The following is a 17,808-nucleotide window of genomic DNA, read 5'->3' on the forward strand; positions in this document are numbered from 1 at the left end:
GCGAAGACCACTGGTAATTTGATGGCGCCGCGTGATCTGTGAGGCCGGGGGGAACCGGGATTTGCAGTCGTGTTCATGGCAACCATTTCAGACCCTCGTACGTCAATGCGTCTGCCTGTGCGAGCAATAGGAGTGCGGAGGGGAGTCGCGTCGTGACCGACGAGGGGGAGGGGGAGGAGCGCCAGGCACCGGACGAGACCATGCAGTTGAAGCTCCCCGCCGGGTTCCGGCCGGACGAGACCATGCAGCTGCGGTTGTCCGATCTGGAGATACCGGAGGCGTCCGAGATACCCGAGGGGGAGACGAAACCGGTACGGCACCGGGGCCGCAAGGCCCACCGGCCGTCCCTGCGCACCCGTCTCTCCCGTCTCGCCACAGCCCTCGGTCCCCGCTTCGCCCCGGTCGTCGCCCGCCTGATTCCGGTGGTGACCTTCCTCACTCCGTACGTCCGCAAGATGCGCCCGATGTACCCGCGCCCGGGCCGTACGGACTGGCGCCGCTGGATACCCTCCTGGCGACAGTCGGTCGGGGGTGTGCTGGCCGCCGTAGGACTCAGCGGACTGTTCCTGGTCGTCGCCTACGCGACCACCGACATCCCCTCGAACCTCAACACGTACGCCACCCAGCAGGACAACGTGTACTTCTGGTCCGACGGGACGCCCATGGCGCGGACCGGCTGGGTGCAGCGGCAGGCGATGCCGCTGAAGGACATCCCGACCGACGTCCGCTGGGCGGTGCTCGCCGCGGAGAACGAGAGCTTCTACAGCGACCCCGGCATCTCCATGAAGGGCATCGCCCGCGCCCTCTACCGCACGGTCGGTGAGGGGGACACCGAGGGCGGCTCGACGATCACCCAGCAGTACGTGAAGAACGTCTATCTGACCCAGAACCAGACGGTGAGCCGCAAGTTCACCGAGGCGATGATCTCCCTCAAGCTCGACAACAAGATGAGCAAGGACAAGATCCTTGAGGGCTATCTCAACACCAGCTGGTTCGGCCGCGGCACCTACGGCCTGCAGCGCGCCTCGCAGGCGTACTACGGCAAGGACGTCAGCCAGCTCAACGCCAGCCAGGGAGCCTTCCTCGCCGCGATGCTGAAGGGCGCGGGCCTCTACGACCCGACGATCAGCAAGGCCAACCACGCCCGGGCGGTGGCCCGTTGGTCCTGGATCCTCGACCGCATGGTGAAGATCGGCAAGCTGTCGCCGGCCGAGCGCGCCACGTACAAGACCTTCCCCGAGCCGATCAAGCAGTCGAAGACCTACGACACGGGAAAGCAGAGCGACTACCTGGTCGAACTGGCCACGCAGTACGCGAAGAAGACCGCGCACATCTCGGACAAGGACTTCGACCTCGGCGGCTACCAGATCTACACGACCTTCGACCGCAAGCGGGAGACCGAGCTGACGGACGCCGTGAACAAGGCCCGCAAGGACGCGCAGAAGAAGAACGCCGACACGGCGAAGACCGCGCACTACGGCGCCTCCTCGGTGGCCTCCGACGGCCGGATACTCGCCGTCTACGGCGGCCCCGACCACCGTACGCAGGGCTACAACGACTCCAACGCCACGACTGTGCCCGCCGGTTCGGCCTTCGAGCCGTTCGTCTACGCGGCGGCCCTGGAGCACGGGGTCACCAAGACCCGTGGCAGACCGCCGACCCCGGTCACCCCGGACACGCTGTACGACGGGGACGACGCCGTGCCGGTGACCACACCGGAGGGGCCGTACTGGGACCGCAGCGGCAAGAAGGTCGCTGCGCACAACGACGGCAACAAGTCCTACGGGCAGATCAGTCTGCGCGAGGCCCTCGCCCAGTCCGTGAACACCCCGTTCATGCAGCTCGGCATGGACACCGGCCTGACGACCGTACGGAAGACCGCCGAGGACGCCGGCCTGCTCTCCTCCAGTTTCGGGGCACAGGTGCCCGCGTTGTCGCTGGGGAACGCGACGCCCAGCGCCTTGCGGATGGCGAGCGCGTACGGCACGTTCGACGCCGGGGGCGTCCACACCGAGCCGTACTCGGTCCGCCGTATCACCCGTAACGGTGCCGCGGTCGCCCTGGCGCGGCCGCAGCCGGTCCGGGCGATGAGCAGGACGACCGCGAGCGAGGTGACGGACGCGCTCACGGCCTCCTTCGGGGAGGCGCATCCCGCCGAGGCCCAGGCCGGAGTCGGTGCGGCGGGCAAGACCGGCACCACGCAGGACGACACCGCGGCCTGGTACGTCGGGACGGCCAAGTCCGTGTCGACCGCCGTCGTCGTCTACCGCATCGACCTGAGCAAGAGCCTCGAACCGCTGCCGCTGAAGGGAGTTTCCGGCACACCAGTCACCGACGTCCCCTACGGCATCTGGTCGAGAGCCATGACCCCGCTCGGCTGACCACCGCAGCGAAACCGCCACCTCCTCGCAGAATGAGCCGCCCATGAAGCCTCGGACGAAGGCACCGTCCGGCCGCCGCCGCAGAGCCCCTGAACCGCGCCGTCGTACTCCGAAGCCGGGGTTCCTCACGCTGGCCGTGTTCCTTGTCGTCGCCTCACTGGTGACCGGGTATCTGGTGTTGAACCGGGACAACACGGCGCCCACCGCGTCGGCCGGCAAGAACGCCACGCCCAAGTCGACGAAGGAACCCGCCTGGGACGGCAAGACGAAGGTGCTGGGGGACGGCTCGACCTCGTACACGGGGCCGCAGAAGGACCAGTTGAAGGCCGTGCCGCTCAAGCCCGGTGAGAAACCACCCCAGTTCGTGGTCTTCTCCTGGGACGGCGCGCTGCAGGGGGACGACAAACTCTTCTCGCATTACCGGGAGATGGCGAAGGAGTACAACGCCCACATGACCTTCTTCCTCACGGGCATCTATCTGCTGCCCAAGAGCAAGAGGGACCTCTACCACCCGCCGATGCACGCGGTGGGCTCGGCGGCGATCGACTTCCCCACCGACCAGCACATCCGCGACACCCTGGAACAACTCCGCCTGGCCTACGAGCAGGGCAACGACATCGGCACCCACTTCAACGGCCACTTCTGCGAGGCCAAGGGCGGCGGTGACTGGAGCGTCGCGCAGTGGAAGAGCGAGATCGACCAGTTCTTCTCCTTCGTCGAGAACTGGAAGACCAACACCGGCTACACCGACATCCCGGCCCTGCCCTTCGACTTCAAGAAGGAGGTCGTCGGCGGACGCGCCCCCTGCCTGGAGGGCCAGCCCAACCTCCTGAAGGCGCTGAAGGGTTACGGCTGGCGCTACGACGCCAGCTCCCCGGGCGACTTCCAGATATGGCCCACCAAGAAGGACGGCCTCTGGGACTTCCCGCTCGAACTGCTCCCCTACGGGAACAACATCCAGGCCCTGTCGATGGACTTCAACTTCCTCTACAACCAGTCGGGCGGCGCCACCCAGGGCGACCCCGCGAAGTTCGCCGACTGGGAGAAGAAGACGGTCGACTCGTACATGGCCGGCTTCAACCGCGTCTACTACGGCAGCCGGGCGCCCCTGTTCATCGGAAACCACTTCGAGAACTGGAACGGCAGCATCTACATGAAGGCCATCGACCAGATCATCCCGAAGATCTGCACGAAGAAGGGCGTCAAGTGCGTCTCGTTCAGGGAACTTTCGGACTGGATGGATGTGCAGTCGCCCCAGACTTTGCAGCAGTTGCGCAGCTTGGACCCCGCTCAGTCGCCCGACTGGTCCACGGTGGTCAAGTGACCTCTCGGGACTGGTGAAGTGACCAAGTGCAACCCCCTTCACAGGAGCCACACATGGCGTGCGAAGATGCCCTCGCCCGGTAGGCGTACCGGCGTAGAGGGGAACACCATTGAAATCCAGAAAACTGAGCCGTAAGCGGAGCCGCACGGCCATAATCTCGGCGGCCGCCGCCTCGGTCGTCGCCGGCGTCGCCCTCGTGCCCAACTGGAGCGCGGGCGCTGCCGTCGTCGACGACCCGACCGTGAACGCCGCGACCAAGGCGACCTTCCAGAAGCTGGCCGACGCGGTCTTCACCGACCGCACCCAGGCGCTCGTCCACGGGGCCACGACGAAGCAGAGCACCTCGCGCTTCTCCGGCGACGTCCGCCTCTCCAGCACCCAGTCGCGCGACGAGAAGTCGGCGCTGAGTCAGCTGCGCGGCCGCCAGAGCAGCATCGCGAAGCTCGGCGAGACGTACAGCACGGGCACCACCAAGGTCACGCTGGACGCGACCCGGGTGACCGGCCGTACCGCGAAGGCCGACGTCACCGAGACGACGACGCTGACGTACGCGAAGGCCAAGGGGAGCGAGCCGAAGACCACCGGCTTCCAGGCCCACCACGAGCTGACCTTCAGGGCCGACCAGCAGGGCACCTGGCAGCTGTCGAAGATCGAGGACACCGACACCGGCGGCCTCGCCGTCAACACGCTGTCCAAGCCCGCGGTCAAGGCGTCGCCCGCCCCGGCCGACGACGGCAACACCACGCCGGACGCGCCGCGCGCGGCCACCACCCGCAACCCGGTGGCGGTCCCGAAGACGAGCACGACGTACGACTACAAGGCGATGGCGGCGTACGCCGAGAAGTACTGGAACGTCTACAACACCGCCTACCCGGACTTCAACGGCCACGCGGACGGCGGCGACTGCACCAACTTCGTCAGCCAGTCCCTGAAGGCCGGCGGCTGGAAGCACGTCCCGGGCTATGTGTACGACTACACGAAGTGGTTCGGCACCGCGGACATCCAGTCGGACTCCTTCGTCGGCGTCAACGAGTGGTCCTGGTTCGCGCAGAACTCCAAGCGCACCACCCCGCTCGCGAACGTCTACCAGCTGGAGGTCGGCGACGTCCTCCAGATGGACTTCGACCGCGACGGCGCCAAGGACCACACGATGATCGTGACGGCCAAGAGCAACGGCGTCCCGTACGTCACGTACCACTCGAACAACACCCTGCGCAGGTCGGTGGCGAGCCTCATCGCGTCGTACCCGAACGCGTACTACTACGCGTACCGCACCTGAGGTTCGTAGTCCTGCACGGCTTCATCGGCCCCCCGTCGCCTCGGTAGCGACGGGGGGCCGATGCGCGTCTACGGCGTGCCGCGGGCGATCCGGTCGAGCCACTCGCGCAGGAGGCTCAGCTCGCCGTCGGTGAGGACGTCGGTCCGCTGGAGTACCGCGCGCAGGGCGACGGCGGCGGGGACCGGGCCGGGGGAGTCGCTCACCGGGGCCCCGGTGGTGATCGCGGAGATCACGGACTCCCTTGCCAGCGTGGACAGTTCGAGGTCGCGGCGGTCCTCGGGCAGGCCGATGAGGCTGATCGCCGTACCGCTGCCGGCCGCGTGCACGAGCTGGGCGGCGCGTTCCTCGCTGACCCGGAGGCGGCCCGCCTCGGCGATGCGGTGGATGTGCCCGGCGAGGATCTCGGCGCCCGCGACGGCGGCCTTCGGCGGGGTCGCGTCGGGCCGGGGCTCGGCGTACATGAGCAGGTACAGCGCCGGGTTCGCGAGTCCGAAGCCGATGTGCAGGTCCCAGCCGGCGCGCAGGTCGGCGACCGGGTCGGCGGTGGGCGCGAGGTCGGTCTTGCTGTCGAGGTAGGCCGCGAAGCCTTCCGTGGCGACCGCGTCGAGCAGCCCCTGTTTGTCGCCGAACAGCCGGTAGATGGTCGGCGCCTGGACCCCGGCCGCGGTGCCGACGGCCCGCGTCGACACGGCCTCCCGACCACCCTCGGTGAGGAGCCGGGCGGTGGCGGCGAGGATGCGGTCGCGGGGGGCGCGGTGGTCGTCGTCGGCAGGCATGAGCGGAACGCTAACAGAATATCGTTAGCGCCTGTTCGGTAGCGGTGCTACTGTCATTGGCGTTAGCGGTTGATGTGCGTTGTTCCTGCGTTGTTCTTCCTGGAGGTAGTCGTCGTGATCGTCGTCACCGGAGCCAATGGGCAACTGGGCAGCGGAGTGGTGGACCGGCTGCTCGCCCGGGTCCCCGCCGAGCGGATCGCCGTGAGCGTCCGCGACCCGGAGCGGGCCAAGGGACTGTCGGAACGGGGCGTCCGGGTCCGCCGGGGCGACTTCGGCGACCCCGCGAGCCTGGCCGACGCCTTCGAGGGCGCCGAGCAGATCCTCCTCGTGTCCGCCGCGAGCACGGGCGACACGGCTCTACGGCAGCACCGTACGGCGATAGCGGCGGCCCGCGAGTCCGGTGCCCGCCGCATCCTCTACACCAGCCACATGGGCGCGAACCCGGCCTCGCCCTTCGCCCCGATGCCGGACCACGCGGAGACGGAGGCCGCGCTGCGGGCATCGGGCGTGCCGTACACGTCGCTGCGCAACGGCTTCTATGCCGCTACGACCGTGATGCTGCTCGGCGCGGCCCTCAAGACCGGCGAGTTGTCCGCGCCGGAGGACGGACCGGTGTCCTGGACGGCGCACGCGGACCTGGCGGAGGCGGCGGCGCTGGCGTTGGTGGAGGAGGACCGGTTCGACGGGGTGACCCCGCCGCTCACCGGTGCGGAGGCGCTCGACCTCGCGGAGGTGGCGGCTCTGGCCTCGTCGATCACGGGCCGCACGATCAAGCGGGTGACGGTGACGGATGAGGAGTATCGGGCGGGGCTGGTCTCGCATGGCGTGCCGACGGAGCAGGCGGATCTGCTTGTGGGGTTGTTCCAGGCAAGCAGGGAGGGGGAGTTCGCGGAGGTGAGTCCGGTGCTGGGGGAGGTTGTTGGGAGGGCGCCGACGTCATTGCGGGAGGTGCTTGAAGCTGCGCTGGCTCGGTAGTTTCGAATGTGCGGGCCGGTGGGGGCTGGTCGCGCCGTTCCGCGCGCCCCTCTGGGCGCTTCAGTGCCCCGGGGTTCCACGTTCCTCGCGGATCTGGGTGACCACCCGGGTCACGGACTGGCGTACCGCTTCCGTTTCTGTCAGGAAGTGCCAGTAGTCGGGGTGGCGGCCCTCCAGCGTGGCGATCGCGCGGTCGAGGCGGGCTACGGCGTCGTCGAGCGGGCGGGCGTGGCGGGGCTCGGGAGTGGTGCGGCCGGACATCGCCAGGCGCTGGGCGTCGCGGATCGCGAAGCGGGTGCGGTCGATCTCCTGCTGGGGGTCCTTCTGCACGGCGTTCAGCCGGCGCAGCCGGTCACCGGCGGCCGACACGGCCTCGTCGGTGGTGTTCAGCAGCGCCCGTACGGTCGACAGCAGGGACGTGGCGTCCGGCCAGCGCTGCGCGTCCCGGGCGGCCTGCGCCTCCTTCAGCTTCAGCTCGGCCTGCCGTACGTTCTCGCCGGCCTGCTGCGGCACCTGCTGGAGGTCCTGCCAGCAGGCGGCGGAGAAGCGCCGCCGCAGCTCGCTGAGCACCGGGTCGACCTGACCGGCGCGGGTGGTGAGCGCCTGGGCGCGGGTGCGCAGGGAGACCAGCCGATGGTCGATCTCGGCGGCCCGCGCGGGCAGTTGCTCCGCCTCGGCCCGGATGGCCTCGGCCTCCCGGGCGGCCTGGGTGGCCCGCTCCAGCGTCTGCGGTACGCCGTGCTGCCCGGCGCCCTGGTTCAGCTTCGTCAGCTCCGGTGCGAGCGCGGCGAGCCGGGCGGCGAGAGCGTCGGCGCGCAGCCCGGATGCCCGTACGGCGTCCAGGGCGTTGCTGGCGGCGAGCAGTGCCTGCCGGGCGCGCTCGACGGCGGGCGCCAGCCGGGCGAGCTGGGTCTCGGCCTTGCCGAGCAGCGGCCCGAGGCCGCTCTCGAACCGGTCCAGTTCCTGCTTGACCTGCCCCAACTGGTCCTTGGCAGCCGTCAGTTCGGTGCGGGCACGGTTCGCGGCGGCGGCTTCCAGGTCGTCGCGGTCGAGGTCGTGCGCGTCGACGGCGTTGATGTACCGGCCGCTGGCCTCGTCGATACGGCGGCCCAGTGCCTCGAAGTCGGTGACCGCGCGGCGGGCGGCCGGCGAGTCGTCGACCGCGGTGATGGTGTCTATCGAGATCCGCAGATCCCGCTGGGCGGTGTCCAGCTCGTAGAACGCCGCTGCCGCGGCGTCCTTCGCCGCCTGTGCCTCGGCCCGCTGGCTCTCCGCCCGCCCGCCGAACCAGCGCCGGGTGCCGCCACCGGCGAAGGCGGCGGGGAGGGTGAGCGCGAGGGCCGCGAGCAGGGGGAGGCTGACCAGGGTGAGGGTGTCGAGGGCGGCGCGAGAGATACCGGCGGGGGGTTCGAGGTGCGGGGCACGGGCGGCGGTGGGACCGCGCCGGGGCCCTGTGAGCGGCGAATACGGCTGTGCTGGTGTCGCCGTCACATCCCTCTCCCGTGTTGTCCGTCCTGACCGTTGTCATTCTCCCACCGGTAGAGGACGAACACACGGGCCGGTCAGTTCGCGTTCCGCACCGTGACTTTCCCGTCGCCGGTGTGGGCGGTCACCACATGAGAACTCGACGAGTCCCGGGGCACCGACACATCCACCGATCCGTCCCCGGTCTTGGTGCTCACGCGGTACTTGGCGGCGCCCGCGGGCAACGCGATCGTCACGGACCCGTCGCCGCTGCTGGACTCCACCAGGTCGGGTACGGCGCCGAGTTCGAGGTGCACCGATCCGTCACCGGTGGTCGTCCGCACCTGCCGGGACGACACCTCGGCGTGCACGGAACCGTCCCCGCTGTGCAGGGTCAGCGGCCCGGTGGAGTCGGTGACATGGACGGACCCGTCGTGCGTACGGATGTTCAGCGCGTCGGCGAACCCGCGGGCCCGCACACTCCCGTCCCCGTCCTCCACCTTCACGGCGACCCCGCCCGGCACCTCGATCCGGTGCTTGACCGAGCAGTCGGCGATCACCCCGGAACACTTCGTCCGCAGCACCAGCCGGTCACCCTTCATCGCCCAGGTCACCTTGGGATCCGACCCGATCGCCACGCTCCCCTGCCACCACCGGGTGACCTCGATCTTCCCGCCCGGATTCGAGTCCGCGGCGACGATTTCCAGCGCGGAGTCGTCGGAGTCGATGGTGAGCGTACGACCGGCCAGGGCGAAGGTGCGGTGATCGGGGTGCTTGTCGTCCCCGGCGGACGCGGTCCCGCAGGCGGTGGCGGTGAGGAGGAGCACGGCGAGGGTGCTGGTGGCGGTGAGGGCGCGGGTGGTGCGGGTGCGGCTACGAGTGTGGCTGTCGGCGCCGGTGCGGGTCACGGTGATTTCCCCCTGGGACGGACGAGGAGTCCCGGTGACTCCTGCGGCTCCCCCCGACCGTAGGGAGCGGCGCTCCGCGGGGGCATCCGGCGCACTCCCGGACTCGGGGTGGGGTAAACCCCCGAGAGTGCCCTGACCTCCCCCGGACCTTCTTCCCCGGCGATACGGGTTTGCAGGACAGGCCCCCCGGCAATGTAGGCTGTCGACTCGTCCTGGGCGCGTAGCTCAGGGGTAGAGCGTCGCCCTTACAAGGCGAATGTCGGCGGTTCGAAACCGTCCGCGCCCACCAGGATGAGCAGCAGGTCAGAGGCCTTCCGGAGAGATCTCCGGGAGGCCTCTTCCCGTGGCCGGGGTCTGCGGGGAATCCCCATCCCATCCCCATCCCCAGCCACATCGCCGTCGAGGAGGCGCCGCACGGCCGGTCGCAACCCGTCGCCCTGTCCCGGACTGACGAGGATCGCGGGAATCCCGAGGGCCTGGGCACCGGCGACATCGGCCACCGCATTGTCACCGACCATCCAGACCCGCCCGGGAGACCCGGCCCGGTCCAACGCCACCTCGAAGATCAGACGGTGCGGCTTCTCCCACCCGACGAGCGGCGTCGCCGATCTCGTTCCAGGTGGTGCCGTGTTCGCGCTCGGCGACCACCGGCTCCCGTACGACGTCGTCCATACGACGCTGAAGGTGCGGGGCGGTTCGGAGCAGGTCGCCCGGTGCGGGGTCCGGCTCGACCGGTACGGCATCCGGTACGGAGTCGGTCAATTGACGGAGCGTCAGGGCCAGGGCCACGCGGGACTCGTCGCGCGGCGACAGCCGGTGCGGCTCGGCTGAGGCCGGTACGGAGGACGCGTCGTCGGCATCGGTCATGCCGTCGGGCCAGCCCGACATTTCCTTGCCGGGGTGGGGAGTTGAGGTGGTGGCGGGTGACCGCGTCGGCCATTTCGGTTCGGTGGTGTCGCGGTTTCCGGGGATCCTGGGCAGGATGGGTTCATGAGCAGACCTCGCACCGGACCCGGCGCTGCCGCAAGCGGCTCCGTGTTGTCCCTCTGGTCCAAGGACTCGGTGTTGTCGATCGGCTCGGTGGGGTCGGTGCTCTCCATCGGGTCCGTCGGGTCGAGCCTCTCCGTGGGGTCGATCGGGAGCGCGTTGTCGGTCGGGTCGATCGGCTCGGCCCTCTCGTTGGTCTCGGCCGGGTCGTGGCTGAGTACGGGGTCGGTGCTGTCCGCGCAGTCGCGGTGGTCGGTGCTGTCGTGGCGGTCCACGCGCGGCTTCCGGGCCGTCGGTGCCGTTGGGGCTGTGGGTGCCGTGGGGGCCGTGACGGTCCTGGTGGTGGCCCAACGGGTGCTGCGGAAGCCGTAGTTGAGGCGGGACCACCCGCACCTGTGATCGCCTCCCCCGCTCCGACGATCCAGCGCTTACGTCAACTCGCCAAGGCTTACGCCAACTCGTGTCGCCCCGGCCGCCCCGGCCGCCCCAATCGTCCTGGTCCCCTCAGTCGCCCTCGCCGTCCGCCGGAGGCGTCTCGTGGGCGCGCTTCAGCCGCATCCGGCCCTCCACGCGCTCCGTCGCCGCGACCTCCGTCCAGAAACGGTGGCCGCTGACGAAGACCGCGAGTTCGTGCTCGCGCTGCCGGAGCTTCTCCACCTCGGCCTGTTCGTCGGGCGTCCAGCCCGGGGACGCGGGGCGCTCCACCTTGCGCCAGCCGCCCACATCGCTGAACCCGTCCAGGGGCTCGACCGACCAGGGCAGCCGCTTCAGCAGGGCCGACAGCTCGTTCCGGACCTGATGCAGCTCCTCCTGACCGGCGAGGAGGTCACTCGGGAAGTCATAGGTCGTAGCCACGCGCTAATGCTACGCCTGTTCGATTTTGGGTCGCGAGTTCCTTGGGGGACTTCACACGATCGGGTTGGGGAAGTCGTTGTTACGGTCGCTGGATGGAGGCCTGGGACGAGGACGGCGTGCGCTCGCGGATGCGGGAGCTGGCGGCGCGGGACCCGGACCGGGCGCGCTTCGGGGCGAATACGCACCGGTACGAGCTGTCGCCTGCGCTGTCGGAGGCGGAGGTCGGGGCGTTCGAGGCGGCCCATGGCATCGATCTGCCGGCGGAGTACCGGTCCTTCGTCATGGAGGTGGGTGACGGACCTGCCGGTCCCGGCCACGGGTTGATGCCGTTGGCCGTCCCTCGTCGCCTGGAGACCGGCGAGGAGCGGGCCGTGGACGACGAGTGGGCCGTGGACGACGAGTGGGAAGAGGACCGGCTGCCGGGCAGGCTCGCCGGACCGTTCCCCCTCGCCGAACCCCTTCCCGGCCGCATCGGCCCCTCGGCCTGTGAGCTGACCCCGGGCACGCTCATGCTGGCCGAGGAGGGCTGCGGCATCTACGTCAGGCTGATCCTGAACGGCCCGCGAAGGGGAGAGGTCTGGCGGCTCGACCCGGACTGGGGTGGCTTCGTCCCGGTGAGCCCGGATTTCCGCACCTGGTACGACGCATGGCTGCGGCGCCCCTGAACGCCCCGCTTGATGGACCGGAGTTGAAGAGGTCGACGAAGCGGGATGTCAGTGGGTCCGCCTAGGGTGCTCGGCATGGACGTGGAACTCGTGAGGCTTCAGCCCTGGGGTGCGGGTGACTTCTGGTTGTTGGAGCGGAACAACAGCCTTGAGATGACCGCGCACTTGGGGGGTCCCGAGAGCGAGGCGCGGCTTGAGGCTCGGCATCGGCGGTATCTCGTGCTGGGGCGGGGGTGCATGTACCGGGTCGAGTTGGCGGGGAGTGGGGAGACCGTCGGCTCGATCGGGTTCTGGGAGCGGGAGTGGCGGGGGGAGTCGGTGTGGGAGACCGGGTGGGGTGTCCTGCCCGAGTTCCAGGGGCGTGGGCTCGCTGCCCGGGCGGCCCGAGCCGTTGTCGATGTGGCGCGGGCCGATGGGCGGCACCGGTATCTGCACGCCTTTCCGAGCGTCGGTCATCCGGCGTCCAACTCGGTGTGCCGGAAAGCCGGGTTCACGCTGGTCGGTGAGGTGGAGTTCGAGTACCCGAAGGGGCACTGGATCACCTCCAACGACTGGCGGGTCGACCTCCAAGGGTGACCCGCCGGTCGGATGGTCACCTGTTTGTCGAAGGGTGACCTGTTTGTCAGTTGGGGCTCGGTGTCTCCAACTCCCTTACCAGCCTTGCCGTTACCGGTACCGCGATTCCCTGTCGCCGTGCCGCCCGGAGCAACGTCCCGCCGATCGCGTCCAGTTCGAGCGGGCGGCCGGCCTCCGCGTCACGTTGCATCGACGACTTGGTCTGCGGAGGGAACGTGTCGTAGCGGGCCAGTGCGCCCGCCGCGTCCGAGGGGCCGCCGTACGAACGGCTCACCGCCGCGGTCTCCTCCAGCAGGGCCGTCAACTCCTCGCGGTGGCGGGTGCGTACGTCGCCCAGGGGGAGGTCGTAGCGGGTGGTGAGCAGGGCGAGGGGGGCCAGGAAGGTCATCTTGGCCCAGAGTGCGGCCGTCTCGTCGGGCAGGACTTGGGTGGCGGGGCCGGCCGCGTTCAGTGCCGCCGCCAGTGTGTCGAGGCGTTCGCGGGGGACCGGGTCGCCTGTCAGGTCGATCTCCGCGAACGGGCTGCCGTGTTCAATCACCCCTGGGGCGGTGCGGGTTGACTCGACCCTGATGATCGCGGGGGCGACCTGGGTGGGGGTGTAACGGGCGCGTAGGTGTGCCGGGTGTTCTACGCCGTTCAGGAACGGGACGAGGAGGCCGTCTCCCAGGGTCTTCGCCGGGACTCGGGTGAGGGCCGCGTCCAGGGTCGTGGCCTTGACCGTGATCAGGCAGGCGTCCACCGGTTCGCGGAGTTCCGTGTCCGCCTCCACCGGGGCGGTGAAGTCGCCGTAGCGGGCGCTGCGGATCTGGATTCCGTTCGTGCGGAGGGTGTCGGCCGTTTCCGCTCCGGCCAGGCAGATCACGCGGTGGCCGGCGCGGGACAGGAGCGCCGCGAGCAGGCCGCCTACGCCGCCGGGGCCCAGTACCGCCACGGTGAGTTCGTTGTTCGCCATGTTGTTGTGTCCTCTCGTCGGTCGGCCCCGTGCGTGGTGACGGTGGCCGCCTCGGAAGGATCATCGCAGGTGTGTTCGGGAGAGGGGCGGCGGTATCGCCGCGGACGCGGGAGACTGGGGGTATGTGCCGCAGTATCAAGACGCTTCGACCGCCTGTCCTGCCTGACGAGGCCACGGAGGAGGAGGTTCGGGCCGCCGCGTTGCAGTTCGTGCGCAAGGTCTCCGGGTTCCGGGCGCCGGCCGCGCACAACCGCGAGGTCTTCGACCACGCGGTTGATGTGATCGCCTCGGCTACGGCTGAATTGCTGGCCGGGCTTGAGGTGAGGGGGGCGTCGAGGGGAGCGTAGTGGTCGAAGCGGGGGTCGGTGGGGGCTGGTCGCGCCCACGCGGCGAAGCCGCACATTGACACAGCCCTGCGCCCCTAAAGACGAACGTGCGCCTCCGGTCCGTGGCGAAGGTGCCGGCCGGTGGGGGCTGGTCGCGCAGTTCCTCGCGCCCCTGAAATGCGGACGCGCGCCCCTGGTCAGTAGCGAAGCCGCGCTCCTGAAAGGCGGACGCGCGGTCCTGATCCAAAGCGGACGCGTGCCCCTAAGAAACGAAACCGTGCCTCCGGTCCGTAGCGAAGCCGCGCCCCCTAAGGGGCGCTCACCTCCGCCGTCACCCCCGGCTGTCGCCGCATCACGAACGCCGCGCCCGCCCCCGCCCCGAACAACGCCAGCAACGAGACCCCCGTCGCCAGCCACGTCGCCCCCAGCCACTGCGCCCCGTAGTACCCGAGAGCCACGCTGTAGGCCGCCCAGGACAGGCCCGCGAGGGCTGACCAGGGGAGGAAGTCTCGGGCTCGGCGGTGGGCGGCGCCTGCGCCGAGGGAGACCACCGAGCGGCCGGCGGGGGCGAAGCGGGCCAGGATGACCAGGGCGCCGCCGCCCCGGGCCAGGGCGAGGCCGAGACGTTCCTGCGCGGTGGTGAGGCGGCGGGAGCGGGAGATCGCGCGGTCCAGGCGGGCGCCGCCGCGCCAGGCCAGCCGGTACGCGACCAGGTCGCCCAGCAGGGACGCGGTCGCGGCGCACGCGATCAGCGCCAGGATGCTGGGGACCTCGTGCGGGACGGGAACGGCGTCCGCCGCCGCGCCGGTGCCCGCTGCCGCCGCCGTCGCGGCCGCGATGACCAGGACACCGCTCGGCAGAACCGGCAGGAACACATCAAGGAGTACGGACAGGGCGACCATGGCGTAGATCCATGGGCTGCCGGTCAGCGACCCCACACTCTCGAACAACGCGTCTCCCCGTGAACTCCCCCGTGGGCCGCGGCAAAGGCGGCCAGTGACAGCCATACAGCGTACGCCTGAGTGGGTACAGGAGATTCACGGGGGGCGCGTGTGATCCGCACAGCGTGTTCACCCGGCTGCCCTGCCCCGAGGGGCGGGGCGGGCTCGCATCCCGTAGCAACGTAAAGGGGATCTAAACGCACCTGAACGTGAGGAACGGTACACATCATGGTGGCAGGCATATGCGTGGGCGCCGTCGTCGCGGCCCTTCTGGCGAGCGGCGGAGGCGGCACCGGGGTCGGCTCCGGCGCCCCTGACGGGTACTGGATGCGGACGGACGCTCGGTTCGCTCCGGTCGGCGCCCTCGTGCCCTCGGCGGCGGTGACGTACGACAGCAAGCTGGTTCCGGCCGCCGCCTGGATCGAGGTCGGTCAGCACACGGCTGTCAGTGGTGCCACGACCGTGCGGCTCAAGGTCGACGGGATGGTGCCGGGGCACGCGTACGGCGTCCATGTGCACCAGAAGCCGTGCGGCGCCGACCCGGCCGCCGCGGGCGGGCACTTCCAGCACAAGCCGTCCACGGACCCGGCCGCCACCAACGCCGACAACGAGGTCTGGCTCGACTTCACGGCCGACGAGCACGGCGCCGCCGAGGCGAGCGCCGGGCACGCCTGGGGCTTCCGGCAGGGCGAGGCGTCCTCCGTCGTCATCCACGACATGCCCGGCAGCCGCACCCGCGCCGCCTGCTTCACGGTGCCGTTCGGCTGGGCTCCCTGACGTGACTGGCCGGTGCCCCTGGGAGGGGGCACCGGCCAGTGGCTCAGCAGGTCAGGCGGCTACCGGTGTCTGGTCCGCCGGCGTCCGCTCGCCGGCCGCCGTAGCGGACCGCTTCGCGAACAGCCGGTCCACGCCCAGCGCGCCGGACCCGGTGAACACCAGCAGCAGGAACGCCCAGCAGAACATCGCCGAGGCCTCGCCGCCGTTCTGGATCGGCCACAGGGCCGCCTGCTGGTGGACGTCGAAGTACGCGTACGCCATCGAGCCCGAGGTGATCAGCGCGGCCACGCGGGTGCCGAGGCCGAGCAGGACGAACGTGCCGCCGACGAGCTGGATCACGGCCGCGTACCAGCCCGGCCAGGTGCCCGCGGCGAGAGTGCCGCCGTCGGTGCCGGCCGCGCCGCCGAGGATGCCGAAGAGCGAGGCCGCTCCGTGGCAGGCGAAGAGCAGGCCGACGACGATCCGGAACAGGCCGACGGCGTACGGCTGGGCCCTGTCGAGGCGGCCGTTGATGTGAGGGGTCACGTGGGGGGTGCTCCTTCGGTCGGGCCGGTCCGGGTCGCGGACCGGTCTGGGGACGAGCCGAGTGAGCGATCAACGTTAGGTGAACCTAATCAATGCTTGCAAGTTCAACATTTGGCCACTGTTCGGCTTCCGTTTGCGGCTCCGGTTCGGTCGTCGCCACACGTAGAACCGCTCTCGCCACCGCGTCGGCGTCCGAAAGCGTGACCGAATCCACCCCTGGACGAGCACCCGCCGCGGTCACCCAGTGCACGCCCTCGGTCGGCACCCCGAACGCGAACCGCCGTGCGTGGACGCCTCCTTGACGGTCGATCAGACGGTACGGACGTGGTGTTACGTCGAGTCCGCCCGTTTCGTAACCGTCCACCGTGTGCGGCCGGCACCGGCCCGTCCTCAACAGCCGGCCGAGCAGTTCGTCGCCGGTACGGCGCAGATCCGGTTCGGGGAGCCGCGCCTCTATGAGGGTTGTCACACGCACCGCCGAGCCCGGCACCTCCGGGGAGCGCGCCACCCAGGCGCCGTCCGCCTCCCGCACCTCAAGCCGCGGCCCGAGCACCTCCACCACACCCGCCGCCACCAGCGCGGCCAACTCCTCGATACGGCGCCGGGGCGGGCCGATCGACAGGAACGCGTTGAGCGGCGTGTACCAACGGTCCAGGTGGTCGCGGCGGGAGGCGCCCGCGAGACCGCCGTGGTCGACGACCAGCCGGAGTTCGTTGCGCAGATCGCGCAGCACGTCCAGGGCCGCCTTGAGCGGACCGTCCACATTGCCGAGCGCCGCGTGCTCGGCGTCCTCGCGCAGATACGCCGACAGCCAGTCCCGCCAGGCCGCCGGGTCCGCCAGATCGCGTTGCGTATACGGCCGCGCCAGCCGGTCCCAGCACCAGCGGTCGGCGGCCACGACCCCGAACTCGTCCAGTATCAGGGCCTCTTGGGGGTCCCGGTGCGGGACGGCGAGGAAGCGCTCGGCGAACTCCGTCGACTCCGGGCGCCGGGAGGGCCGTAGCAGCGCGGTGTAGTAGGTCGTCTCGACCTCCTTCGCCACCAACGGCCATATCTCCGTGAGGAATTCGGGCGGCTCGGCGGAGTCGGCGCGTTTGCGGAAGGCGGATATCGCCTCGGGGGTGAGGAGGAGGGGGGTGTGGCGGCCGTAGGGGCCCTTCGCGTTGTCGCCGCGGGCCTGGTACGGGATGCCTCGGCGTGAACCGGCGTACAGGCGGGGCTCGTTGCCGGAGGGGAGGTAGCGCAGGCCGCCGTTCTCCGTGCGGACGAAACGGCCGCCCCTGCCCGTCGTCAACAGGGCCGTGTGGTCGAAGAAGTTGAGGCCCAGGCCGCGCAACAGGACTGGTTCGCCGGGGCGTACGACGGTCAGGTCGACGTCGGCCGGGTTGGCGGGCGGGATGTGGCGCAGGCCGTGGCGGTCGGCGTAGGAGGTGAGGCGGTGGTCGTAGATGTCCGGGGCTGTCGGGAGGTGGCCCTGGGCCAGGACCACGGCCGAAAGGGCGGACAGGGCACGGCCGTTGTCGAGCGTGAGGCGCTGGTGGCCGTCGGGTGTGTCGTCGAGGCGTACCGCGCGTGCGCTGTGGGTCGCGACGCGGACGGACTCGGGGGCCTCGCGGACCGTGCGGGCGAACACCCACTCCAGGTAGCGGCCGTAGTGGGCGCGGGTGGGGTAGTCGTCCGGGCCCAGTTCGGCGGGCGCCCACTCGTGCAGGCTCGGGCCGGGGCGGACCGGGCCCGCGCAGTCGACGCTGGCGTCGGTGAAGAGGGTCACCTGGGAGGCCACGGTGTTCATCAGCAGCTCGGGGGACTGCGCGGAGCGCCAGACGCGGCCGGGGCCCGGGGGCGCCGGGTCGACGACGTGGACGGTGAGCCGGGTGCCGGGCGGGAGGAGTTCCGGTGCCGAGGCGCAGAGGCGTTCCAGGACGCTGGTGCCGCGCGGACCGGCGCCGACCACGGCGACCGAGACGGAGGCCGGGACGCGGGCCGGTTCGCCGTCGGACGCGTTCACTGCAGACAAAGGGGTGACTCCCGGGCGTGTGGGGGCGCAATGGAGCAGACCGCCCACTGGGAAAGCGGACGGCCCGCCTCATCATGCCC

The 17,808-nt window shown here is 70.4% G+C and carries 19 protein-coding genes and 1 tRNA gene; 10 read left to right on the top strand and 10 right to left on the bottom strand.

The window, feature by feature from the left end; genetic code table 11:
* Positions 1-200 precede the first annotated feature (200 nt).
* The 3 genes from OG226_RS33890 (at position 201) to OG226_RS33900 (ending at position 4,984) form a co-directional block, all read left to right on the top strand.
* Entirely contained in the window at positions 201-2,381 is a 2,181-nt protein-coding gene (locus OG226_RS33890) for a transglycosylase domain-containing protein (RefSeq protein ID WP_329353593.1), read from the top strand.
* Positions 2,382-2,424: 43 nt separating this feature from the next.
* Positions 2,425-3,705, top strand: a complete 1,281-nt coding sequence (locus OG226_RS33895; protein WP_328683602.1) for a hypothetical protein — start codon at positions 2,425-2,427, stop codon at positions 3,703-3,705.
* Between the two features lie 109 nt (positions 3,706-3,814).
* Entirely contained in the window at positions 3,815-4,984 is a 1,170-nt protein-coding gene (locus OG226_RS33900) for an amidase domain-containing protein (RefSeq protein WP_328683603.1), read from the top strand.
* Positions 4,985-5,052: 68 nt separating this feature from the next.
* On the opposite strand, the gene OG226_RS33905 is transcribed toward OG226_RS33900, so the two are convergent.
* Entirely contained in the window at positions 5,053-5,760 is a 708-nt protein-coding gene (locus OG226_RS33905) for a TetR/AcrR family transcriptional regulator (RefSeq protein ID WP_329351019.1), read from the bottom strand.
* 114 nt (positions 5,761-5,874) lie between these two features.
* Between OG226_RS33905 and OG226_RS33910 the strand changes: the two genes are divergently transcribed.
* On the top strand, positions 5,875-6,735 hold the full coding sequence (locus OG226_RS33910; RefSeq protein ID WP_329351020.1) for an SDR family oxidoreductase: 861 nt from the start codon (positions 5,875-5,877) through the stop codon (positions 6,733-6,735).
* 60 nt (positions 6,736-6,795) lie between these two features.
* Here OG226_RS33910 and OG226_RS33915 read toward each other — a convergent pair whose 3' ends face one another.
* Positions 6,796-8,226, bottom strand: a complete 1,431-nt coding sequence (locus OG226_RS33915; protein ID WP_329351021.1) for a hypothetical protein — start codon at positions 8,224-8,226, stop codon at positions 6,796-6,798.
* 71 nt (positions 8,227-8,297) lie between these two features.
* The gene (locus OG226_RS33920; protein WP_443066933.1) at positions 8,298-9,107 is read right to left on the bottom strand and encodes a DUF4097 family beta strand repeat-containing protein; all 810 of its coding nucleotides are present in this window, start codon (positions 9,105-9,107) and stop codon (positions 8,298-8,300) included.
* 214 nt (positions 9,108-9,321) lie between these two features.
* Between OG226_RS33920 and OG226_RS33925 the strand changes: the two genes are divergently transcribed.
* Positions 9,322-9,396: transfer RNA gene (locus tag OG226_RS33925), tRNA-Val, on the top strand.
* Here the strand turns inward: OG226_RS33925 and OG226_RS51675 are convergent.
* Positions 9,353-9,664 carry an HAD hydrolase-like protein gene (locus tag OG226_RS51675; protein ID WP_443067019.1) on the bottom strand — a complete coding sequence of 104 codons (312 nt, stop codon included), beginning with the start codon at positions 9,662-9,664 and terminating at the stop codon, positions 9,353-9,355. The genes OG226_RS33925 and OG226_RS51675 overlap by 44 nt on opposite strands.
* Positions 9,615-9,995 carry a hypothetical protein gene (locus OG226_RS33930; RefSeq protein ID WP_329351022.1) on the bottom strand — a complete coding sequence of 127 codons (381 nt, stop codon included), beginning with the start codon at positions 9,993-9,995 and terminating at the stop codon, positions 9,615-9,617. The genes OG226_RS51675 and OG226_RS33930 overlap by 50 nt, the downstream gene beginning before the upstream one ends.
* Positions 9,996-10,097: 102 nt before the next feature.
* Between OG226_RS33930 and OG226_RS33935 the strand changes: the two genes are divergently transcribed.
* A complete protein-coding gene (locus tag OG226_RS33935) occupies positions 10,098-10,466 on the top strand; it encodes a hypothetical protein (RefSeq protein ID WP_329351023.1) in 369 nt (122 codons plus the stop codon).
* A gap of 132 nt (positions 10,467-10,598) precedes the next feature.
* On the opposite strand, the gene OG226_RS33940 is transcribed toward OG226_RS33935, so the two are convergent.
* On the bottom strand, positions 10,599-10,949 hold the full coding sequence (locus tag OG226_RS33940) for a hypothetical protein (RefSeq protein ID WP_328683609.1): 351 nt from the start codon (positions 10,947-10,949) through the stop codon (positions 10,599-10,601).
* A gap of 92 nt (positions 10,950-11,041) precedes the next feature.
* On the opposite strand from OG226_RS33940, the gene OG226_RS33945 reads away from it, so the two are divergent.
* Positions 11,042-11,614, top strand: a complete 573-nt coding sequence (locus OG226_RS33945; RefSeq protein ID WP_328683610.1) for an SMI1/KNR4 family protein — start codon at positions 11,042-11,044, stop codon at positions 11,612-11,614.
* A 75-nt stretch (positions 11,615-11,689) separates the two neighbouring features.
* On the top strand, positions 11,690-12,190 hold the full coding sequence (locus tag OG226_RS33950; RefSeq protein ID WP_328683611.1) for a GNAT family N-acetyltransferase: 501 nt from the start codon (positions 11,690-11,692) through the stop codon (positions 12,188-12,190).
* Between the two features lie 46 nt (positions 12,191-12,236).
* Here OG226_RS33950 and OG226_RS33955 read toward each other — a convergent pair whose 3' ends face one another.
* Positions 12,237-13,142: a ketopantoate reductase family protein gene (locus tag OG226_RS33955; RefSeq protein WP_329351024.1), complete on the bottom strand. Its 906-nt coding sequence runs from the start codon at positions 13,140-13,142 to the stop codon at positions 12,237-12,239.
* A 122-nt stretch (positions 13,143-13,264) separates the two neighbouring features.
* On the opposite strand from OG226_RS33955, the gene OG226_RS33960 reads away from it, so the two are divergent.
* On the top strand, positions 13,265-13,489 hold the full coding sequence (locus OG226_RS33960) for a DUF2277 domain-containing protein (RefSeq protein WP_328683613.1): 225 nt from the start codon (positions 13,265-13,267) through the stop codon (positions 13,487-13,489).
* Positions 13,490-13,776: 287 nt separating this feature from the next.
* On the opposite strand, the gene OG226_RS33965 is transcribed toward OG226_RS33960, so the two are convergent.
* Positions 13,777-14,418, bottom strand: a complete 642-nt coding sequence (locus tag OG226_RS33965) for a DedA family protein (RefSeq protein WP_329351025.1) — start codon at positions 14,416-14,418, stop codon at positions 13,777-13,779.
* 219 nt (positions 14,419-14,637) lie between these two features.
* Here OG226_RS33965 and OG226_RS33970 point away from each other — a divergent pair, with 219 nt between their 5' ends.
* Positions 14,638-15,186, top strand: coding sequence for a superoxide dismutase family protein (locus tag OG226_RS33970; RefSeq protein ID WP_329351026.1), 549 nt, complete (start codon positions 14,638-14,640; stop codon positions 15,184-15,186).
* Between the two features lie 51 nt (positions 15,187-15,237).
* Here OG226_RS33970 and OG226_RS33975 read toward each other — a convergent pair whose 3' ends face one another.
* Both OG226_RS33975 and OG226_RS33980 read right to left on the bottom strand, forming a co-directional pair.
* Entirely contained in the window at positions 15,238-15,699 is a 462-nt protein-coding gene (locus tag OG226_RS33975) for a DoxX family protein (RefSeq protein WP_328686514.1), read from the bottom strand.
* Positions 15,700-15,796: 97 nt separating this feature from the next.
* Positions 15,797-17,728, bottom strand: coding sequence for an FAD/NAD(P)-binding protein (locus OG226_RS33980; RefSeq protein ID WP_443066934.1), 1,932 nt, complete (start codon positions 17,726-17,728; stop codon positions 15,797-15,799).
* Positions 17,729-17,808 lie beyond the last annotated feature (80 nt).

It is taken from the genome of Streptomyces sp. NBC_01261 (genome assembly GCF_036226385.1).
Classification (GTDB): domain Bacteria; phylum Actinomycetota; class Actinomycetes; order Streptomycetales; family Streptomycetaceae; genus Streptomyces.

Excerpts from the sequence above, each read along its gene's own strand:
- OG226_RS33890 (WP_329353593.1), top strand. The coding sequence starts at position 201 with ATGCAGTTGAAGCTCCCCGCCGGGTTCCGGCCGGACGAGACCATGCAG.
- OG226_RS33895 (WP_328683602.1), top strand. The coding sequence starts at position 2,425 with ATGAAGCCTCGGACGAAGGCACCGTCCGGCCGCCGCCGCAGAGCCCCT.
- OG226_RS33905 (WP_329351019.1), bottom strand. The coding sequence starts at position 5,760 with ATGCCTGCCGACGACGACCACCGCGCCCCCCGCGACCGCATCCTCGCC.
- OG226_RS33930 (WP_329351022.1), bottom strand. The coding sequence starts at position 9,995 with ATGTCGGGCTGGCCCGACGGCATGACCGATGCCGACGACGCGTCCTCC.
- OG226_RS33935 (WP_329351023.1), top strand. The coding sequence starts at position 10,098 with ATGAGCAGACCTCGCACCGGACCCGGCGCTGCCGCAAGCGGCTCCGTG.
- OG226_RS33945 (WP_328683610.1), top strand. The coding sequence starts at position 11,042 with ATGGAGGCCTGGGACGAGGACGGCGTGCGCTCGCGGATGCGGGAGCTG.
- OG226_RS33950 (WP_328683611.1), top strand. The coding sequence starts at position 11,690 with ATGGACGTGGAACTCGTGAGGCTTCAGCCCTGGGGTGCGGGTGACTTC.
- OG226_RS33955 (WP_329351024.1), bottom strand. The coding sequence starts at position 13,142 with ATGGCGAACAACGAACTCACCGTGGCGGTACTGGGCCCCGGCGGCGTA.
- OG226_RS33960 (WP_328683613.1), top strand. The coding sequence starts at position 13,265 with ATGTGCCGCAGTATCAAGACGCTTCGACCGCCTGTCCTGCCTGACGAG.
- OG226_RS33970 (WP_329351026.1), top strand. The coding sequence starts at position 14,638 with ATGGTGGCAGGCATATGCGTGGGCGCCGTCGTCGCGGCCCTTCTGGCG.